This is a genomic window from Thermoflavifilum thermophilum (assembly GCF_900116565.1).
In the GTDB taxonomy this organism is placed as follows: Bacteria; Bacteroidota; Bacteroidia; order Chitinophagales; family Chitinophagaceae; genus Thermoflavifilum; species Thermoflavifilum thermophilum.
The window spans coordinates 2,676,640-2,696,872 of record NZ_FPCJ01000001.1; the positions used below are offsets into that span (position 1 = coordinate 2,676,640).

The following is a 20,233-nucleotide window of genomic DNA, read 5'->3' on the forward strand; positions in this document are numbered from 1 at the left end:
TTGGTTGTTATTCAGGTTTTTGTGAAGCAGCACGTGGACCGAAGGCGGCATAATAAGCCGCACCCAGCAAGGCCGTTTTATCGTTCAGCACCACGTAGATAGGCACTTTTTCTACCAGCTCCTGCATGCGATCGCAGTGCAGGTAATGCGTATAAAAACGTTCTTCAATCAGCAGATCAATAATCTTGGGTGGAATGCCACCGGCCAGGTACAAGCCTCCTGTAGCCTTTAATTTTAGTACCAGATTGGCAGCTTCATGAGCCAGATAGCGCACAAACAAACGCATTGTTTCCCTACAGATAGTAAATTCATTACGCGTAGCAGCTTCGCTGATCAGAGCAGCTTTATCGGCTGCCTGTTCCAATTGACTTTGCAGGGCTGCCGGTTCTTCATAACGATGGGTATCCCGAAGAAACTGATAAATATGCAAAATACCCATGCCTGATACCACATGTTCCCAGCTCACTACTTCAACTTTTTTCTGCAGGTATTGCAACAGGGCAATGTCCAGTTCGGTGCGCGGAGCAAAATCACAATGTCCGCCTTCGGTTGCGAAAGGATGATAATATTTTCCATCGTAATACAGCCCGGCTTCGCCCAGGCCGGTGCCGGGGGCTATGACAGCTATATTGCCGGCTATCATTTCATCGGCATTGCGGATCACGTGCACCTGTGTGGCATTCAGAGCCGCCAGTCCATAGGCTGTTGCCTGCAAATCATTGATAAAAATCACATCCTCAATACCTACGACTTTGCTTACCAGGCGCTGATCCATCTTCCAGGGCAGATTGGTAACTTCCACCCGTCCATCAATCACAGGGCCGGCCACACCCGCGCAAAGTCGCACAGGTTTCCAGTTGGTTCTGGTTTCCAGGAAATCTTTTACAATCAATGAAAAACTATCGTAATCCCGGGAATGATAGCTGGCTTCCACCAGGCTAATGGGTTGGCTATTACCCTGAATTTCAAACAATGCCAGGTTGGTTTTGGTACCACCCACATCGGCAGCCAGGATGCAACAGATCTGGTTTGCTCCGCTGACGGAGGAATGGTAGTTCAATCCCGGTAAATAAAGCGGAATCCAGGGTTGGATGTTTGAATGATTGTCTGCCATGCAGGATACATTTAAAAATCTTTTCAAATTACAACAAAGGGCATGATTTGCCAAAATCGCTTCTGAATCCGAGATTTTGTCAATACAGAATCCTGGTTTTGATGGTATGCTTTACTTTTTTGAGAAGTTGAAAAGCTTCACGTGAAAGTTTGGTATCCACATCCAGCACGACATAACCAATCATTTCGTTGGTTTTCAGGTATTGTCCTAACACGTTAATGGAATGGTTGGACAGAAGGGTATTGATTTCGGAGAGCACGCCGGGCACATTTTTGTGGATATGCAAAATACGATGAGCTCCAGACAGAACGGGCACATGCAGGGGCGGCACTGTGTGAGAGCCTATACTGGTACCACTTTCCAGGTATTGCAACATTTTGTTGCTCACATCTTCGCCAATATGCCATTGTGCTTCTTCGGTTGATCCGCCAATATGGGGCGTTAAAATTACATTGGGCATGTTTTGCAGGGGAGTTACAAACCGATCCCCGTTTTTTTCGGGTTCTTCCGGAAACACATCAACAGCTGCACCTGACAGGATACCGCTTTGCAAAGCATCCCGAACAGCATCCAGGTCCATCACATCGCCGCGGGCGTAGTTGAGCAGAATAGAACCTTTTTTAAAATGTTTTAGCAGGTTTCGGTTAATCATGTTTTTGGTCTGCGGCGTAGCTGGCACATGCAGTGTTACCACATCGGCTCTTGAAACCAGCTCTTTCAGGCTTTTGACGGGTTCGGCATTGCCAATGGGAAGTTTGGTAATGACATCATAAAAAATCACCTTCATGCCCATGGCTTCTGCCAGTACGCTTACCTGTGTGCCAATATTCCCATACCCAATGATGCCCATGGTCTTGCCGCGCAATTCATAACTACCCTTGGAATCTTTCATCCAGATGCCCTCATGAGCTGCTTTGTTTTTATCGGGTATTTTGCGAATCAGCATGATGGCAAGAGCAATCACCAGTTCTGCGACTGAGCGCGTATTGGAGTAAGGTGCATTGAATACAGCCACGCCCCGTTCGGTAGCTGCTTTCAGATTCACCTGATTGGTGCCGATACAAAAGCAACCAATTGCATGCAAATGAGGCGCAGCATCGAGCACGCGTTCCGTGATTTGGGTTTTGGAACGAATGCCCAACAAATGGACATCTTTAACAACTTTGATCAATTCATCTTCTGGTAAGGCACGCGTTAATTTTTCTACCTGGGTATAACCTGCCTGCCTGAATGCCTGTACAGCCGAGTCGCTGATGTTTTCCAGAAGCAAAATGCGAATCTTTTCTCTGGGAAAGCTGGTCTTCTGATCCATTCAATAAGAAATATAAATTTGATAAAAAGACTTTAAAATTTGCCGCAAAAATACATACTACAGCCCTATTTTAATCGTTATGCAAAAAATAGCTTTGTATCTTTGTGTTTTATATACATGAACCGGCAAAATCCGATGCGATCTGGAGTATAAACATGAAAGGCATATCTTTCCTAAAATGACTCCCCATCGGGCTTTCCGGTTAACAATGATTGGACATGAACATACGCAAACCTATCCTGGCTATGCTGAAGCCGTTATTGTTTTTGTGGATATTGCTGTTGCTCAGCCGTTGTCAATCAGCCGATTCCAGAGAATCTTCGCATGAAGTCTTGCACGAACGAATTGCGAGGGCCAAGATCCTCGATTCCATTGCTGAACGGCGAAATGCCATTCTGAACAGCCCTTCCACCATCCGCATGCAGGAAGCACTGGATGAATACTATCATCGTTTCTTGGAAAAAAGATTTAACGGAGCTATTCTGGTAGCTCGAAAAGGGGTGGTGATTTATGAGAAATACCAGGGCTATGCTGATTTTTCCAAACATATCCCGATTGATGAACACACTACTTTTCAGCTGGCTTCCACATCCAAACCTTTTCTGGCAATGGCTGTGCTCTGGCTCTATCAGCGGGGTAAACTTAATCTGAATGATCCGGTGCAGAAATATTTTCCCAATTTTCCCTATCAGGGTGTAACCATCAAATTGTTGCTCAATCATCGAAGCGGGCTGCCGAATTATCTGTATTGCTGCCAGTCATACTGGAAAGATCCCTCCCGGCTGATGACCAATCAGGATGTGGTGCGTATTTTATGCAAGTATCATCCCAAACCCGTTTTCAAACCCGATACGCATTTTAATTATTGCAATACCAACTATTGTTTGTTGGCAGCCATTGTAGAAGAAGTTACCCATGAACCTCTGGGCAGCTTCCTGCAAAGGATTTTCTTTGAGCCTCTGGGCATGCACGATACTTATGTGTATACTCCCCGGGAACCTGCACCAGCCCATCAAAGCATCAGCTATGATGCACGGGGACGGAAAGTAAGAACCGTACCTTTTGATGGTGTGGTGGGCGATAAAAATGTCTATAGTACGGTGGAAGACCTGTTGAAATGGGATCAGGCGCTTTATTCGGGTAGTTTGTTTCCCGACAGCATTTTGCAATTGGCGTACAAGCCCTATAGCTTTGAGCACCCGGGCATTCACAACTACGGTCTGGGTTGGCGCATGCTGATGTATCCCGATGGCCAGCAAATTATTTACCACAACGGCTGGTGGCATGGCAACAACAGCGTATTCTATCGTTTTCTGAAAGATACCACTACACTGATTATTCTTTCCAACCGCTATGATCCCATCGTGTATCATGTACAACCAGTCATGAAAATCCTGCATGAAAACGATGTGGAAGGTGAAGTGGATGAAGGTGGATAAAAATGATTTACACAAGGGACGCAGCGGTGATTTGCTAAATTGAAATTGGCCAGTTACTCACTTTAATGATTCACTAAATTGAGTACGGCCTGTATTCTCAAGGGTGGGGTGCTGATTCAGTAACACGTATTTTTTTGTCCATGGAATGGTTTCCTGAAACGGATGCTGTCGCACCGGACAATCCAGGATCTGACAATATGGACAGCAATAAGGCCTGCAGGGATCTACGTGAATAAAACATTCAGTATCACCGGAATGAATATGCTCCCTGATGAGCTGGGTCAGGGTTTCATTTTCTCGGTGTACCTGTTCAAGCGTGTAGTAATAAGGCAGTGTAAGATGGCAGTCAATATGATAATTGTTGCCATACTGCTGAATCCGGAAATTATGAATGTCAATCCAGTTTGTTTTTCGATGTTTGGCCAGAATATCCACAACCTGATCAATCAATTCCGGATTGGCTTCGTCCATCAATCCGGAAATGGAGCGACGCACCAAATGATATCCTTTTCTCACCACCCATGCTCCGATACCTAATGAAGCTATCGGATCAATCCAATCCCATCCGCTGAATCTGATAAGTAGGAGAGCCAGCAATAATCCGCCCGTAGAATAGGCATCGGTGAGAATATGTTGTCCGTTTCCCTGAATGGTAAGCGAGGGCAATTGTTTGCCCCTGCGAACCAGGTATAATCCCAGCAAGAGATTTACTCCGGCCGTAAGGGCAATCAGCCAGATACCATAATCCAGTTCTTGCAGGGAATATGGATGCAGGAAATACTGAAAAGCCTTGACTGCTATTAATACGCCAGCAATAAATATCAATGCCCCTTCCGCGCCTACGGAAAAGAATTCGACCTTGCCATGGCCATAGGGATGGTTGATATCACGGGGCAGGGCAGCCAGATGCACGCTGTACATGGCCAGTGCGGCCGTAACAATATTGATTATCGATTCCAGTGCATCAGAAAGAATGGCTATGGAATAGGTTTGCAGGTAAGCCCAGGTTTTGATCAGCGTAAGACACGCGCTCAGAAAGAGCGACAACAGCATGATTCTTTTTTCTGCTGACCAGGCCATGTGTTTATTTAAAGAATCGTTGAATAATCCACATCAGTCCACTAAGCAACAAGCTGAGCAGCAGCATCGTGGTGATGGGTGCATAAAATACAAAATTGGGTCTGCGTATGCGGATATCGCCTGGTAGCCTTCCCAACCAGTGTGGTAACTTATCCCCAAACGATGCAAACAGATAAACCAGCACACCCATCAGCAGCAATAATCCTCCTCCCCACATCATCAGTTTACCTAATTCCTTCATCTCGGTTTCATTTTTACAAAACTAACAAATCCTGCTTGCCATAACACAAATTCTGTGCTGCAGGGAAAACGGATTTTCTGTTAACTTTGCGCCCGGAGGGATGGCAGAGCGGTCGAATGCGGCGGTCTTGAAAACCGTTGTCCGTCAACCGGCGGACCGGGGGTTCGAATCCCCCTCCCTCCGCCTACCCTCATTTGGAAATTCATTCAACTCTTTCGTACCGCGACTGCTGATTTTCATCATTCTTATGCTCTGTATTTAGCAGAAAAGGGTTGATTTTTTGCTAAAAAGTATATTATCTTGTGTCGAAAACTACTTAACCCTTACTTATTCATGCCTTAGCATATCCTTTCAAACTATTTTGTCTGCTATCCGGTTATGGCTGATTTTCCCATCAGGGTTCCGGACTACTGACAAAAAACCCTGAGATCCGACACAAAGCTTTTCATTCATAACCCCAAAAACGTTTACCATGAAAAGTCAAATTGCCATTGTTTGTGTAGCTACACTCTGCTTGTGGCTTATGCTATCGTCTTGTCATTCACGTCGGGCAGAGCCGCCATCTGCCGTAAATCCATCTTCTCAGCTTCTGAGTTATGGTGGATATCCCAATCAAGTTGCCTGGGGAAAACATCTGGTAGACATCAGTGGATGTTCGGACTGTCATACGCCAAAGAAAATGACAGCCATGGGTCCTGTGCCCGACACGACCATGTATTTGGCCGGACATCCGGCTGTTGTGCCTCCTCCCCATATCAACCGCGTTGAGCTTGAAAAAAATGGATTGATGCTCACCAACGATCTCAGCGTATGGGTGGGGCCCTGGGGTATTTCCTATGCCGCTAATCTCACACCCGACGAAACAGGACTGGGTGGATGGTCAGAATCCCAGTTCCTTACTGCCATTCGCAAAGGCAAATGGAAGGGACTCGAGCAGAGTCGCGACTTGCTACCGCCCATGAGCTTTGTAGCAGAGGGAATGAATCATGGATTTAGCGATCAGGAACTTAAAGCCATATTTGCTTATTTACAAACCATCCGGCCTGTGCACAATCTCGTTCCGGCACCTGTGCCACCCGCTGGCCAAATGAATAGAAATCCCTGAGCAAAACTCGACCGAGATTATGGACCTGCTATCCTGGAAAGGTTGCAGACGGAATAAATTTGTCCAGGTTTTAGACTTAAAAAAGCCCGGTTTCAGCCGAAAATAAAAAAGGTCTGATTCCTTTGAATTCAATTTTTTTGTAGCGAGGGGAGCCTGCCTGCCGGCAGGCAGTGACTCGAACCTCCATCCGCCGGTTGGCGGATATGAGCCCGATGAGCTCAGGAATGAGGAAGGTTATAGGATTGCTGGATAAATTGCCAGATGAATGGGCCTTTCTTTGTAGCGAGGGGAGGACTCGAACCTCCGACCTTCGGGTTATGAGCCCGACGAGCTACCTCTGCTCTACCTCGCAATGTGCGGGCACGAAGTTATAACAATTTATCATTTCAAACAAGATTGTCTGTGCGGCTCTCTCGGCAGGCTTTAGTTTTCCCGTATCTTTGCCCGCATGTTTCGTTCAGGTTTTGTAAGTATCATCGGTAGGCCCAATGTCGGGAAAAGCACCCTGATGAATCGTTTCGTCGGGGAAAAAATTTCAATTGTTACACCTAAAGCTCAGACTACCCGTCATCGGATAGCCGGGATTCTGAGCAGTGAGAACTATCAGATTGTGTTTATAGATACGCCAGGCATCCTGGATCCCGCCTATAAGCTGCAGGAAAAAATGATGGAAGCTATGCACAAGGCTGTGCAGGATGCCGATGTAGTGTTGTATCTGACGGATATCACGGAATCGCCCGATGAGGTGAAATCCAGGATTTCTTCTCTTCAACTGCAGGTGCCCTGCATGTTGGCTATCAATAAAATTGATTTGCTAAAATCAGCTGCCGGAGAAGACAAAGAGCAAACGGTGGAGTCGTTTCTACAGGCTTATCAGGCATTTCCGGCTGTGGTGAAAATCTTGCCCATCTCGGCTCAAGAAGGATGGGGATTGGATCAGCTGCTTGCGGCATTAATCGAATACTTGCCCGAAGGGCAGCCTTACTATCCCACCGATGAACTCACGGATAAGCCCATGCGTTTTATTGTGGCGGAAATCATCCGCGAAAAGATTTTTTTGCTTACCCGTGAAGAGATCCCCTATCACACGGCGGTAGTGATTCAGTCGTACGAAGATAAGGAAACGCTTACCCGCATTCGTGCCGAGATTATCGTTAGTCGCGAATCCCAGAAAGGAATTATTTTGGGTGAAAAAGGCCGCATGATCCGGGAAATTGGTCGGCTGGCGCGGGAAGAAATTGAACAGATGATTGGTCGGAAGGTATTCCTGGAATTGTTCGTGAAAGTGCGCCCCGGCTGGCGTGAAAACGATCGCTTTTTATCATCTTTTGGATATACACCCTGATTGGGTTAACATAAATGGAAGGTATGGCTGGATTTACAGTGGCAATTGTCGGGCGACCCAATGTAGGCAAATCTACTTTATTCAACCGGCTGATTGCCGAGCGACAGGCTATTGTGGCCGATGTGAGCGGCGTCACCCGTGATCGCATTTACGGTACATCCGATTGGAATGGTAAAACCTTCAATGTGATTGATACCGGCGGCTTTGTCCCCCATGCGCAGGATGAAATTACCCGTGCTATTGCCCGTCAGGTGGAGATTGCGATGCAGGAAGCCGATGGCATTCTGTTCGTGTGTGATGTAACCACAGGTATTACGGATATTGACGATGTCATTGCCAATATCCTCCGCAAAAGCAAAACTCCCGTTTGGCTGGTGGTCAATAAGGTCGATCATTACGAGCGACAGCTGGATGCTCAGGAATTTTATCGCCTTGGCTTTGATCCCATCTTCCCTGTTTCAGCCATCAGCGGCAGCGGAACGGGTGAGTTGCTTGATGCCATGGTACAGCATATTCCTTCTGAAACCCCTGATACAACAATCGAAACCGAAGAAGCCCAAGAAGCTCTTCCCCGCATAGCCATTGTTGGGCAGCCCAATGTGGGCAAATCCTCCCTGCTGAATGCGTTGATTGGGGAAGAACGGAATGTGGTTTCCGATATGCCAGGTACCACACGCGATGCCATTCACACTTATTACAACCTGTATCAAAAATCCTGCATCCTGATTGATACAGCTGGCTTACGAAGAAAAGATGCCAACAAGGATCAGCTTGAATTTTACGCTACCATCCGAGCTATCAAAGCTGTGGACGAAGCCGATGTATGCATGCTGCTGCTCGATGCTACACGTCCCATGACGGCTCAGGATGTGAATATCTTCAGCCTCATCATCCGCAAGGGAAAAGGTGTGGTGTTGTTGGTCAATAAATGGGATGCCATTGAAAAAGACACCCACACAGCTCGCCGCTTTGAAGAAGAAATCCGCAGCCGCATTGCCCCCTTCACCGATGTGCCTATCATTTTTATTTCAGCAATCGAAAAAACCCGCATTTACAAGGCACTGGAAACCGCGCTGGAAGTATATACCCGCCGCAGGCAAAAAATTTCTACCTCGCAATTAAACGAAACCCTGCTCCCCGTGATTGAGCAAACACCCCCACCCTCCGTGCGTGGACATCTGATTCGGATCAAATACATCACACAATTGCCAGCTTCCTATCCTACTTTTCTGTTTTTCACCAATTATCCAGATGAGATTCGTCAACCTTACAAACAGTTTCTGGAAAATCAACTCAGAAAACATTTTTCTTTTACAGGTGTTCCGTTGAGAATATATTTCCGGAAAAAATAAATGCGCTGACGGATGCAAACAACCTTTTTTCAATAGATTCCGATTCTGAAACATGCAAATGCATAGGCTTATGAAATACATCTTTTGGTTAGGCTGTGTAACTGTTTTTCTTTTTTGTGCTGCTTGCAGACATAACTCCTCTTCCTCCTCAGCAGTGGCCGACAGTGCGGAAGTCAATATTGATTCACTGCTCAATCAGGCAAAAGCTGCCGTGGATAGCCTGCCGGCTCAGGAGGCCGATAGCCTTCATCCACATAAGGATTCTATAAAATGATCTGGCATCAGATTTCGCGATTCGGATCAAAACTTTCCAGCTCGTGCACCACAGCCGAAAGGAAAGTTGCACCCAGCATGCCATCAATGATCCGATGATCGTAGGAAAGCGATAAAAACATCATGTGCCGGATGCCAATGGTATCGCCCTGGGGCGTTTCAATGACTACTGGGCGTTTTTTGATTTGCCCGGTAGCCAGAATGGCTACCTGTGGCTGATTGATGATGGGTGTGCCCATCAGGCTGCCGAAAGTTCCCAGATTGGTGAGGGTAAACGTTCCACCCTGTGTGTCATCAGGCCTTAGTTTGTTGTTGCGGGCAGCCTGTGCCAGATAATTGACCTGTTTCACCAATCCCACGAGATTCAATGTGTCGGCATGTTTGATTACGGGCACGATGAGATTGCCGTTAGGCAATGCAGTAGCCATGCCGATATGAATGTCTTTTTTGATGATGATCTTGTCGCCTTCCACTGAGCTATTCAGGAGGGGAAAACGTTTTAAGCATTTTACTATGGCTTCGATGAATAGGGGCGTAAACGTAATCTTTTCTCCTTCCCTTTTTTCAAATTCTTTTTTGATTTTTTCACGCCATTGTACAAGGTTTGTAACATCAGCTTCTGCAAAGCTGGTGACGTGTGGGCTGGTCTGTTTGCTGCGCACCATGTGTTCGGCGATCAGCTTACGCATGCGATCCATTTCTATGATTTCCACTCGCTGATCCTGTGGCTTTTCAGCCGGCTGCCATATTGAAACGGATTCTTGCCGGCTTGCTGATGATTCACGCACAGATGCAGGTTGAGCCTGGGTTTGGCCTGCCTTTCGACGGGCTACGTATTCCAGAATATCTTTTTTGGTAACCCTTCCATCAGCACCAGTGCCTTTGATTTGTTCCAGTTCTGTCAAGGGGATGCCTTCATTTTTTGCAATCATCAACACCAGCGGAGAATAAAATCCTGAGTTTGCCTTGCCCGAACCAGTTGCAGGTGCAGCTGTTGAAAGGTTGTATGCAGAGGAGTCGGATAATGTTTCTTCTGCAGTTGTTGCCTGTACCTGTTCGGCCTGAGGTGTTTCTTCAACATGGAAATCGTATGTTTCAGAGGCAGTGGGTATTTCCTGCTCCGTTTTGATTCTTGCAATCACGGCACCTACAGGCACTACCTGATTTTCTTCATACAAAATTTCAGCAAGTTCACCTGTAACAGTTGAGGGCACTTCGCTATCTACCTTATCGGTTGCTATTTCCAGCACAGGTTCATCCTGTTGCACAGGATCACCTGGTTTTTTCAGCCATTTTAAAATGGTTGCTTCCATGATACTTTCACCCATCTTGGGCATAATCAGATCCACCAGTGGCATAACAATGTATTTAAGCCTTGAACAAAAATACAGGTTTTCCGTTTTATTGAATAAAATGAAGTTTCCAATGTTTCAGGGTGATGATTGATGATTGTCAATATCTTACTGTGCATTTGAATGCATGTATTTATGGATGCGAAGAAATTTTTTAAATCATTTAAACAGAATCGCAACCAATGAATGATACAAATATTTTTCAAGAGATGGATGAAATATGGGTGGGATGCGATGCTGAAGGTTCATATCCGGTATCAATAAGCAAGGCGGCATGATCGGCTGCATGTGTGGCGAGCTGATCACAACGGTTGTTGTATGGATTCTGATCATGTCCTTTAACCCAATGAAATTCTACTTGATGTTGTTGCATCAGATTATGCAGGCGTAACCACAGATCTTTGTTTTTCTTTCCTTTGAAATCCTTTGCTATCCAGTCGTTTAGCCATCCTTTCCGGATGGCATTAACAATATAATTGCTGTCAGTATAAATTTTTACCTGCAGATTTTTTTTCTTTAAAGCTTCCAGGGCAGCAATCACAGCCATTAATTCCATGCGGTTGTTGGTGGTAAGTCGGTACCCGGCAGAAAGTTCTTTTTTATGGTTACCGCTGATGAGGATCACGCCATATCCGCCAGGGCCGGGATTTCCACGCGAGGCTCCGTCGGTATAGATAATGACTTCGTTGAGGGTTGATTTTTTCATGCAAAATAAATTTTTATCAAACCTGCAAAACGCCTGTCCGAAAGTCCTGCGAAACGGGGGCCTGGTTGGCAGCATGCAGGGCTTCACGGATATACCTGCGTGTGTCGGCCGGATCAATGATTTCGTCCACCCAAAGCCTGGCAGCAGCATAATGAGGTGTCATCTGTTCGGCGTATTTTTTAGCAATTTTATCCAGCAATTGTTTTTCTTCTTCCGGAGTAATGTTTTCTCCTTTCTTTTTGCGTGCGCTCACTTCAATCTGCAACAGGGTTTCTGCCGCCTGCTGTCCGCCCATCACCGCAATTCTTGCACTTGGCCAGGCAAAGATAAAACGCGGATCATAAGCCCGACCGCACATGGCATAATTGCCCGCACCAAATGAATTGCCGACGATCACTGTAATCTTGGGAACGATAGAATTGGATACGGCATTGACCAGCTTGGCACCGTTTTTAATGATGCCTGCCTGCTCGGAGCGTGAGCCCACCATGAAGCCAGTTACATCCTGCAGGAAAAGAATCGGCAATTTTTTCTGGTTGCAAAGCATCACAAAACGCGCGGCTTTATCAGCACTATCATGGTAAATGACGCCACCCATCTGCATTTCCCCCTGTCGGGTACGCACAGGCATGCGCTGATTAGCTACGATGCCCACGGCCCAGCCTTCGATATGGGCATAACCACAAATCAGTGTTTTACCATAATCCGGTTTGTAAGGGACAAAAGCTGAATCATCTACAAGCCTCTCAATGATTTCTTGCATATCATAAGGTCGCGTGGGATCGTCGGGCAGCAGGCCATAGATTTCATCGGGATTTTTACGCGGAGGTCTTGCGTCAGTGTGCATGAATCCTGCATCTGCCGGCTTTCCCAGCATGGACATCAGTTTGCGGATGTGATCCAGACAGGCTTCATCACTCGGAAACCGGGCGTCGGCAGTGCCCGATATGGAGCTGTGCATCACCGCACCACCCAACGTTTCCGCATCTACATCCTCGCCAATAGCCGCTTTTACCAGATAGGGGCCAGCCAAAAACATGGATCCATTGCCTTCTACCATGAGCAACTCATCGCTCATAACCGGCAAATAGGCTCCACCCGCTACACAACTGCCCATCACGGCTGCAATTTGCGGAATGCCCATGGCACTCATGCGTGCATTGTTGAAAAACACCCGCCCAAAATGTTCCTTGTCGGGAAACACTTCATCCTGCATGGGCAGAAACACACCGGCACTATCCACCAGATAAATGATGGGCAATCGATTCTGCATCGCGATTTCCTGCATTCGCAGGTGCTTCTTGGCCGTAATCGGAAACCAGGCTCCTGCTTTCACCGTCATATCATTGGCCACAATTACGCATTGCCGCCCACTCACGTAGCCTATGCCAGCTACTACTCCACCAGCCGGACACCCTCCCACTTCTTCATACATGCCATAACCCGCAAATAAACCTAATTCCAGAAAAGTACTACCCTTGTCAATCAGGTATTGAATGCGCTCACGCGCCGAAAGCTTGTTTTGCTTTTTGATTTTTTCCAGTTGCTTTTTGCCTCCGCCCAGCATAATCTGTTCACGCATCCGCCGATAATAACTCAGCAACAGCCGATAAGCATCTTCATTTTTGTTGAATTGCAAGGTTTTTGACTCCATGATCACTTGCTTAATCCCGTGAATTTAGCGTGAATTTCGTGCACAGCCAAATTTATTGCAAGCCTCATCTTTTGTATGCCAGCACAATATGTCACACATTCCTGGTTTTTGCTTGTAAACCAGCATCAGAAAACATTTCAGGATACAATGGATGGTATTGTAGGAAAAAGAACCATCATGTGAATCATACGCAAACTGAATTTTGTGTAATTATCCATGTGAATAAATGAAAAAAATAAAAGTGAGAAAAGATGAGATTTCATGTTTTCAATTTTTTCAAGAGTCATAAAAATTTTTTTTGCAGTTTTATTTTTTTTCTTTTTTTTGATTTCCCTATGCTCAATGGCCGGCGAGCAAGATTACAGTTTATGTTTTCATCTTAAAATTCAATCCTTATGGAAACAAATGCTCAATCTCTCATCAGCAAGCTATCCATCCAGCCGCTTCAACCAGACGATCAGGGAAGACTAACAGGTGGAGCTTAGTGAAGCTTTAAATAAGTATTCTATTCCTAATTCTACTGATAATCGGTTTAAATAGAACTTGAAAATATCTTATTATTTTAGTTCAGCCATTTATTTTATGAATAACCGTACTATTTGCTATTTGATTATTTTGATACAGTTTATTTTTCACCCTTTTGTAAAAGCCCAACTAAAAGAATATAGGATTTATGTTTACGATTCATCTCATGCCCCTATTCCAGGAGTAGCTGTTTCATTAGTTGATTCCACCCAGACTCAATGGGCTATTACGGATTCATCTGGTTTGGCTCAGTTTCCTGCACCCCTCTGTGTAACTTGTAGGGTAAGATGTAGTATGTTAGGTTATCATGAATTAGATTCCGTAATTGACTTTTCTCGTACCAGTCAAGCTAACATTGTATTAACTAAAAATACCAGGCAGCTGCAAACAGTGGAAATCAAATCCATGCGACCCGTAATTACTTCTTCGCATGAGAAAATAATAGTAAACTGGTCATCTTTATCGTCTATGATCAAGGGTGAAACTGTATGGGATTTGCTCAAACAATCGCCTCTTGTTGAAGTGGATCATAATGAACAAATTAACATATTGCACAGGCATGTTGTAATCTACATAAACGGGAAAAAAGAAATGATGTCTGCATCAGCACTTATTAATTTTCTGAAAAATATACCTGCAAGTAAGATTTTACAATTTGAAATTATTCCCATACCCACGTCTGCTTATGATGTTGGTCCGGGTGATGCTGTTGTGAATATCGTTATCAAGAAAGATTTAGCAGACCATCTGGAGGGACAAGCTAATTTTTGGGCCACACAAAATAGTTATTTTAATCCCACAGGCAACATCCAGTTCACAGGTAAAATTGGTAAATTATCTTTTATACAAACAAATTATGGAGGTCTTAGCGGAAGTCGATCTTTGTTTACGGAACAATATTCCGAAAATTTATCAGGATATCAAATGAATGATTCGGTGCTTAGAGCATGGAGAGATATGAAATACCTGGGCACAGATTGGTACTTGAATGGTGATTTGGATTCTGTACAGAACTTATCACTTCATTTTTCTTATGAACATGATTGGGTGCATCCTTTCAATCCTGAATATTATTCGTTCAGTTATTTCAGCAATTATACCGTCGGATCAAGCCCTGATTCAACAGGAAAAACGACGGAGGATACTTACGACAAAAATGATAATATGTGTTACGCTTTCCAGTATTTAGTTTCTCTTTTGAAGAATAAGCTAAAATTAAATATTGATGCTGGACAAATACATTACTATGATTACACGGATCAATACACTTTAAATAAAACAATGTACCAAAACAAGACAGACACACCCCTACATATTTTGCAGAGCATCAATCAAAAAGTCCACAATACGAGTGCTTTTTTGAGGTTTCAGTATACCTTATCTACACATTTTACTCTTTCTGCAGGTATGAGTACTTATTTCACAAAAAACTTTTCTGATGTTAACTGGTATAAATACCAAACTAATCAATTTGTATATGATTCATCACAAAGCTACACATATCAATATTCAGAAAATACATATTCTCCTTTTTTGAATATAGATGGAGAAATAGGAAAAATTTTTACGATTACAATTGGCGCTAAATATCAGATTGCACGAATCTCTGGCAAGCAAAATCAATATTCAATCTTAGATAGGAATACTAATGACCTATTTCCTACTCTTATTCTAAACTTTGGTAAAAATCAGGATCATCAATTCACTTATAGCATCACTTCATCTGTAAATTGGCCAGATTTTTGGGAACTAAGCCCATTGCGTTATTATTCTTCAGCCAATAATTTTATCGATAATAATCCTCATTTGAGTTCTTCTCAAGACCTCAATCAAACACTCCGATATACTTTGCGTCAACGTCATCAATTTGTACTTAGCTATGATAATAATAAATATGGATGGGGTCAATATGTTTACTTTTTGCCCAATCATAACATTAATCTCACCAGAGTAAATTTTGCTTACACAAGAAGCGCAGGGCTTTATTACATATCTCAATTTGCTTTTTTTGATAATCATGTACAGGTCAACCCAGCTATGGGAATAGAATATAATGCTACTAAGGGACAGGATACGGTTTTGGCTGATTACGCTCGATTCAATGGTGTGGCTCAATGCCACATGTTTTTCATGCTTAACGAAAAGAAAAGTTGGACTGCGGGGCTTAATCTTGCTTATCGTTCCCGATCATTATCTGGAATTTATGAATTAAAAGGCCTCTTTTCATGTGACATGAGTTTAGCTAAATCATATAAAAATTGGAACATCAGGTTGGCCATATATGATCCATTTAAGTTATATAGTTTACACACACAAGTATTGACACCCCTACCTTACAATATGAAATTAACCGGTAATTATGACTCTCGGTATGTTTCGTTGCATATTACATACACATTCTGGAACCATCAGATTCGGGTTGAGAAGAAATCATCTATACTTGACGATATCCAGAATCGCTTAGGACATTGAATAAGAAGGTGAGCGATGGCAATTCTTTGCATAATAATTACGCATAGTTAAATCCGTTAATTTTGGTTATTTTCATACCCATAATTTTTGATAGGATGTAATTAAAAAATAATTTTATTTTAAGTTATCAAATTTTTAAACAATCGTGAAATCTTTCTTGGAAGTTTCATTTTTTTTAGATTTGCTATTGCTCAATGGCCAGCGAGCAAGGTTACAATTTATGGTTTAATCTTAAATCCTATCTTTATGATGACTTCTTCTTTTTCTGGGGTATTTTCCTCACGATTGCCGATTATTATCTTGTACATTACCATTCAACTTGTTTTTACATCGTGCCATAAAGAGTCTCCCTTACCAGTTTTAAACAAGGTTGTATACACGGCCACACAGGATTATGTGATGGATAATGGCCTGATGGTACCCAAAGGATCGAAAACCTGGATAGAAGAAAATACTTTGCACATTCGATTCCCTGACACATATCGATTCATTGATTGGGGTACTTATGCAGACAAGAATGGTCAGTTGAGCAAGAAAGTTGTTGAATTACAGGAAGTGAGTGTAAACTGCAAATGTGAATCCGGGTCCGGATGTTCGCCCGTTACCAATGGTACATATAGCGGTTGTGTAACAAAAAATAACAGCTGTACTAAGTGTGAGATGACAACCAATGCAACAATTAATGGAATAAAATGGACTTTGTACGTTCGAAAAGGAGACGTAATAAATTTATCAGCACAACCGGCTCTCACTTCCTATGATCCGCACGATTTAACCTCTCCACCAGCCTATGATGCCATGTTTGAATCCGACACGGTACGTAGTCTGCTAACTGCATTTTTGAAGGAATATGTATCGCCCATAGATGCAGCGATTTTGAAAAATACGGATATCAATCATTTACCTTTCAATTTTTACATCATACCGGTTGAATTTTTGGGCCATATCATCTATGTTCCTATGAATGCTGAGAATCCAGCTCTTCGCGATGACCTCCTCGTTTATTTGTTTCAGACGGGTGGAATATATTATCCGAGAGAAGAAAATTATACTTGCTCATGTGCGGCTGGTGGATCGGGATGCAACTTGCATCATTTATGGTATCCAGGAATAGGCTCAATTTATTATTGTGATGCTCAGGATTGTACAGATTGCACATTAAAGTAAACAGGTAAAGTCAGCCCATTGATGGATAAAAGAAGGAAAAATGCAAAAGGTGATTTTTAGTTAAAGGTGATTTTTTTTCTTCTTGGAAGTTTTATTTTTTTGATTTGTTATTGCTCAATGGCCGGCGAGCAAGATCAAAATTTATGGTTTCATCTTTAAAATTCAATCATTATGGAAACAAATTCAAAATCTCTCATCAGCCAGCTATCTATCCAGCCGCTCCAACAAGACGATCAGGGAAGACTAACAGGTGGGTTTAGTGCTGCACTTGCAAATTCGTCAAATTTAGCTCAAAACACAGATGATTCTTCCGGGAGCAACTTTTGCGTAAATATCAAATGTAATGTTGTAGCTGGATGTGGTGCTAAGCAATAGCAACCCAATAAGCTATTATTCATTACTTTTTTAGGCATAGTTAGAAGAGGTGGGCATATGCCCACCTCGTAAATCTTTCTCACCCTAAATTAGACATATGGATAATAGGATAAATACTAATTTATTTCTCAATATTAGATGGATATTAATTTTTAAGAGTGTTTTTCTTATATCCACAATACTATTATTTTCATATTTCTTTTCTTATGCTCAGAAGGTACATGCAGCATTTACAATTCAAGTATTAGATTCATCTTTACATCCAATACCTGGAATTTTTGTGCAGATTAATGATTCAGCAAGGGCACAATGGAATTTCAGTGATTCTTCTGGTATTGTCGAATTTGATGACCCAAATTGTACATATTGTCATTTGCAGCTAAGAGGTATTGGATATGTAAATGTTGATACATTTGTTCAGTATCGACCCATGTATGCGATTAAATTTATACTCGCGCCAGCTTTGCATGCACTAAAAGGAGTTGAAATACAATCTCAACGTCCCAGAATTATTTCAAAAAATGAAAAAATAATTTTTAATTGGAATCAATTATCTGAATTCAAAAAAGGAGAAACAATCTGGGATTTGCTTGGTATGACACCATTAGTTCATACAATTAATAATAAATTAAAGGTACTTGATAATGAAAATGTTGTGATATTTATAAACGGAAAAAGGCAAATTTTTTCAAACGAGGAATTAATAAATTATTTAAAAAGTATGCCAGCAGATAGAATAGTACAATTTGAAATTATACCCATTCCCCCTGCTAATTATCATGTAGAAGCAGGACAATCCGTTATCAATATAGTACTAAAAAAAGAATTAAAAGATTATCTAGGTGGTAATATCAGCATGTCAGCATTGCAAAATAGTTACTTTAATCCTGCTGCAATTATCCATATAGATGGAAAAGCAGGCAAATTTTCATTTTCTAATACTGAATATATCAGCAATTCAGGAGAGAGGGATAGGTTTACTAAGAATTATGATGAATTGCAAACAGGGTACCAATTCTTAGATACGTACGTTAAAAATAGAAATAGATGGCGAATTATGGGATCTTATTTGTATGCAAATTACGATATTGATACACAGCAATCATTATCAACAGTATTTTTCTTTGATAATTTGCGTTCACATCCCACTAAACCTGAAGTTGGGGATGCTTTGTATTTTAGTAATAGCTCATCCACTTTGACAGATTCAGTAGGTACGACTTATTCCATCCTAAATGAAGACAGCAAAGATGTTGGCTATACGTTTGATTATACATTGAATAAAAATAAATTAAAGATTAATGCGGAAATAGGGCAAATTTATTACAATGACATAAATCAGCAAATGACAAGAATAGAATCAAGAAACGAAAATAAACATGATACATTATTTAACTTTATACAAAGAATAAATCAGTCTATTAAAAATACGAATTTCTATTTTAAAATTGATTATACCCTGGCAAAAAATATTATTTTATCTTCAGGAATTAATGGATATTTAACGAATAATGATTCTCAAGTAAACTGGGAAAATTTTGATGTTTCAGATTATGTTATTGATAGTAGCTTGAGTAATAAATACCTTTATGTAGAAAATAATTTTTATCCTTTTATAAATTTTTCATCAGAGATCTTTCATAAGTTAACAATTAATGCTGGGGTTAAATATGAGATTGCAAATAATAATGGAAAATTGAATAACTATTATATTTTTAAAAGAAATAAGTCTACTCTAATTCCCACATTTATATTTAGCTATCAGATTAATTCTAATGATCAAATAGTTTATAGTTATGCATCTTCGAAAATATGGCCTTCATTCTGGCAACTTAATCCTATTAGATGGTACCAATCAGCAAATGACTTTGTTGAGGAAAATCCATATTTAGAGTCCGCTCAGCAAAATGAACACATGTTACGATACGCTTTTCATCAAAAACATCAATTCATATTAGACTATAAGATTATAAAAAATGATTATGGTCAATATTATATTTTTGGACCAAATCATAGTATTACTACTACCAGGGTAAATTTTGATTATACAAAGAATTTTAATTTTAATTATGTAACTACTTTATCTTTTTTACATCAACATGTTATGTTGAACCCTGAAGTAGCTTTTAATTATAATCAGATAAAAGGAAAGGATACAATTTATGCTGATTATCATAAGATCAGTGCGATGGTTCAACTTAATGCACAAATAATATTATCAGAATCTAAAAATTGGGATTGCACTATTAATGGTGCATACTACTCTCCTTCTCTATCAGGGATATATGAAAACGATGGGCTGGCAAGTATAAGTATGGAGATTAAAAAGAGCATTAAAAAATGGAATTTTGGATTACTTGTCCAAGATCCATTTAAAATGGGTACTATACGTAGTAAGGTGCTAACGAATCAACCCGTTGATATGCATGTCAGTATTTATGCTGATAATTTTTTCGTCAGGTTTCGAGCGGTGCTCAACTTTTGGAAAAATATCCAAATTTCAGAAAGAAGCATGCAGAACCAATCTATTTTAGAACGTTTAGGACACTGATGTTTAGTTACTTTATCATCTAATTATTATTGTCAATTTTTCGATGGTATAGGGCCTACTGCTAATGCTATGTAGATGGATTAGCTGTTTAGAAATTAAGATAGAAAATTATAGTTATTTTTTGTTAATGAGTTTTTTTACTTTGAACTTTCATTTTTTTTTGATTTGCT

Annotated in this window: 15 protein-coding genes and 2 tRNA genes; 9 read left to right on the plus strand and 8 right to left on the minus strand. The window is 41.7% G+C overall.

Translation table 11 applies throughout. The features are described from left to right. Positions 1–7: 7 nt before the first annotated feature. Together glk and serA are read right to left on the minus strand one after the other, a co-directional pair. Positions 8–1,114, minus strand: a complete 1,107-nt coding sequence (gene glk / locus BM367_RS11355) for a glucokinase (RefSeq protein WP_092460598.1) — start codon at positions 1,112–1,114, stop codon at positions 8–10. A 79-nt stretch (positions 1,115–1,193) separates the two neighbouring features. Beyond that, positions 1,194–2,426, minus strand: coding sequence for a phosphoglycerate dehydrogenase (gene serA / locus BM367_RS11360; RefSeq protein WP_092460600.1), 1,233 nt, complete (start codon positions 2,424–2,426; stop codon positions 1,194–1,196). A 218-nt stretch (positions 2,427–2,644) separates the two neighbouring features. Between serA and BM367_RS11365 the strand changes: the two genes are divergently transcribed. Further along, positions 2,645–3,865: a serine hydrolase domain-containing protein gene (locus BM367_RS11365; RefSeq protein ID WP_092460602.1), complete on the plus strand. Its 1,221-nt coding sequence runs from the start codon at positions 2,645–2,647 to the stop codon at positions 3,863–3,865. A gap of 57 nt (positions 3,866–3,922) precedes the next feature. Here BM367_RS11365 and BM367_RS11370 read toward each other — a convergent pair whose 3' ends face one another. Further along, positions 3,923–4,945, minus strand: a complete 1,023-nt coding sequence (locus BM367_RS11370) for a cation diffusion facilitator family transporter (RefSeq protein ID WP_092460604.1) — start codon at positions 4,943–4,945, stop codon at positions 3,923–3,925. A 4-nt stretch (positions 4,946–4,949) separates the two neighbouring features. Next, entirely contained in the window at positions 4,950–5,186 is a 237-nt protein-coding gene (locus BM367_RS11375; protein WP_092460606.1) for a DUF2905 domain-containing protein, read from the minus strand. A gap of 94 nt (positions 5,187–5,280) precedes the next feature. On the opposite strand from BM367_RS11375, the gene BM367_RS11380 reads away from it, so the two are divergent. Further along, positions 5,281–5,369, plus strand: a tRNA-Ser gene (locus BM367_RS11380). A 289-nt stretch (positions 5,370–5,658) separates the two neighbouring features. Beyond that, on the plus strand, positions 5,659–6,291 hold the full coding sequence (locus tag BM367_RS11385) for a c-type cytochrome (RefSeq protein WP_092460608.1): 633 nt from the start codon (positions 5,659–5,661) through the stop codon (positions 6,289–6,291). Positions 6,292–6,571: 280 nt separating this feature from the next. Here BM367_RS11385 and BM367_RS11390 read toward each other — a convergent pair. Beyond that, a tRNA-Met gene (locus tag BM367_RS11390) sits at positions 6,572–6,643 on the minus strand. A gap of 96 nt (positions 6,644–6,739) precedes the next feature. Here BM367_RS11390 and era point away from each other — a divergent pair. The 3 genes from era (at position 6,740) to BM367_RS12125 (ending at position 9,262) form a co-directional block, all read left to right on the plus strand. Then, positions 6,740–7,636, plus strand: coding sequence for a GTPase Era (gene era, locus BM367_RS11395; RefSeq protein WP_092460609.1), 897 nt, complete (start codon positions 6,740–6,742; stop codon positions 7,634–7,636). Between the two features lie 23 nt (positions 7,637–7,659). Next, complete coding sequence (gene der / locus BM367_RS11400; RefSeq protein ID WP_092461045.1) at positions 7,660–8,988, plus strand: ribosome biogenesis GTPase Der; 1,329 nt, start codon at positions 7,660–7,662, stop codon at positions 8,986–8,988. 70 nt (positions 8,989–9,058) lie between these two features. After that, positions 9,059–9,262 (plus strand): hypothetical protein, encoded by a 204-nt coding sequence (locus tag BM367_RS12125; protein WP_143104019.1) that lies wholly within the window; start codon positions 9,059–9,061, stop codon positions 9,260–9,262. 7 nt (positions 9,263–9,269) lie between these two features. On the opposite strand, the gene BM367_RS11405 is transcribed toward BM367_RS12125, so the two are convergent. The 3 genes from BM367_RS11405 to BM367_RS11415 form a co-directional block, all read right to left on the minus strand. Then, the gene (locus tag BM367_RS11405; protein ID WP_092460611.1) at positions 9,270–10,619 is read right to left on the minus strand and encodes a dihydrolipoamide acetyltransferase family protein; all 1,350 of its coding nucleotides are present in this window, start codon (positions 10,617–10,619) and stop codon (positions 9,270–9,272) included. Positions 10,620–10,815: 196 nt separating this feature from the next. Further along, the gene (gene rnhA / locus BM367_RS11410; protein WP_092460613.1) at positions 10,816–11,319 is read right to left on the minus strand and encodes a ribonuclease HI; all 504 of its coding nucleotides are present in this window, start codon (positions 11,317–11,319) and stop codon (positions 10,816–10,818) included. A 16-nt stretch (positions 11,320–11,335) separates the two neighbouring features. Next, complete coding sequence (locus BM367_RS11415; RefSeq protein WP_092460614.1) at positions 11,336–12,973, minus strand: acyl-CoA carboxylase subunit beta; 1,638 nt, start codon at positions 12,971–12,973, stop codon at positions 11,336–11,338. Positions 12,974–13,516: 543 nt separating this feature from the next. Here BM367_RS11415 and BM367_RS11420 point away from each other — a divergent pair. From BM367_RS11420 to BM367_RS11430, 3 genes are all read left to right on the plus strand, one after another. Then, positions 13,517–15,970, plus strand: coding sequence for an outer membrane beta-barrel family protein (locus tag BM367_RS11420; protein ID WP_143104020.1), 2,454 nt, complete (start codon positions 13,517–13,519; stop codon positions 15,968–15,970). Between the two features lie 246 nt (positions 15,971–16,216). Next, positions 16,217–17,137 (plus strand): hypothetical protein, encoded by a 921-nt coding sequence (locus BM367_RS11425; protein ID WP_143104021.1) that lies wholly within the window; start codon positions 16,217–16,219, stop codon positions 17,135–17,137. A 472-nt stretch (positions 17,138–17,609) separates the two neighbouring features. Beyond that, positions 17,610–20,063, plus strand: coding sequence for an outer membrane beta-barrel family protein (locus tag BM367_RS11430; RefSeq protein WP_092460619.1), 2,454 nt, complete (start codon positions 17,610–17,612; stop codon positions 20,061–20,063). The last annotated feature ends 170 nt before the right edge of the window (positions 20,064–20,233 follow it).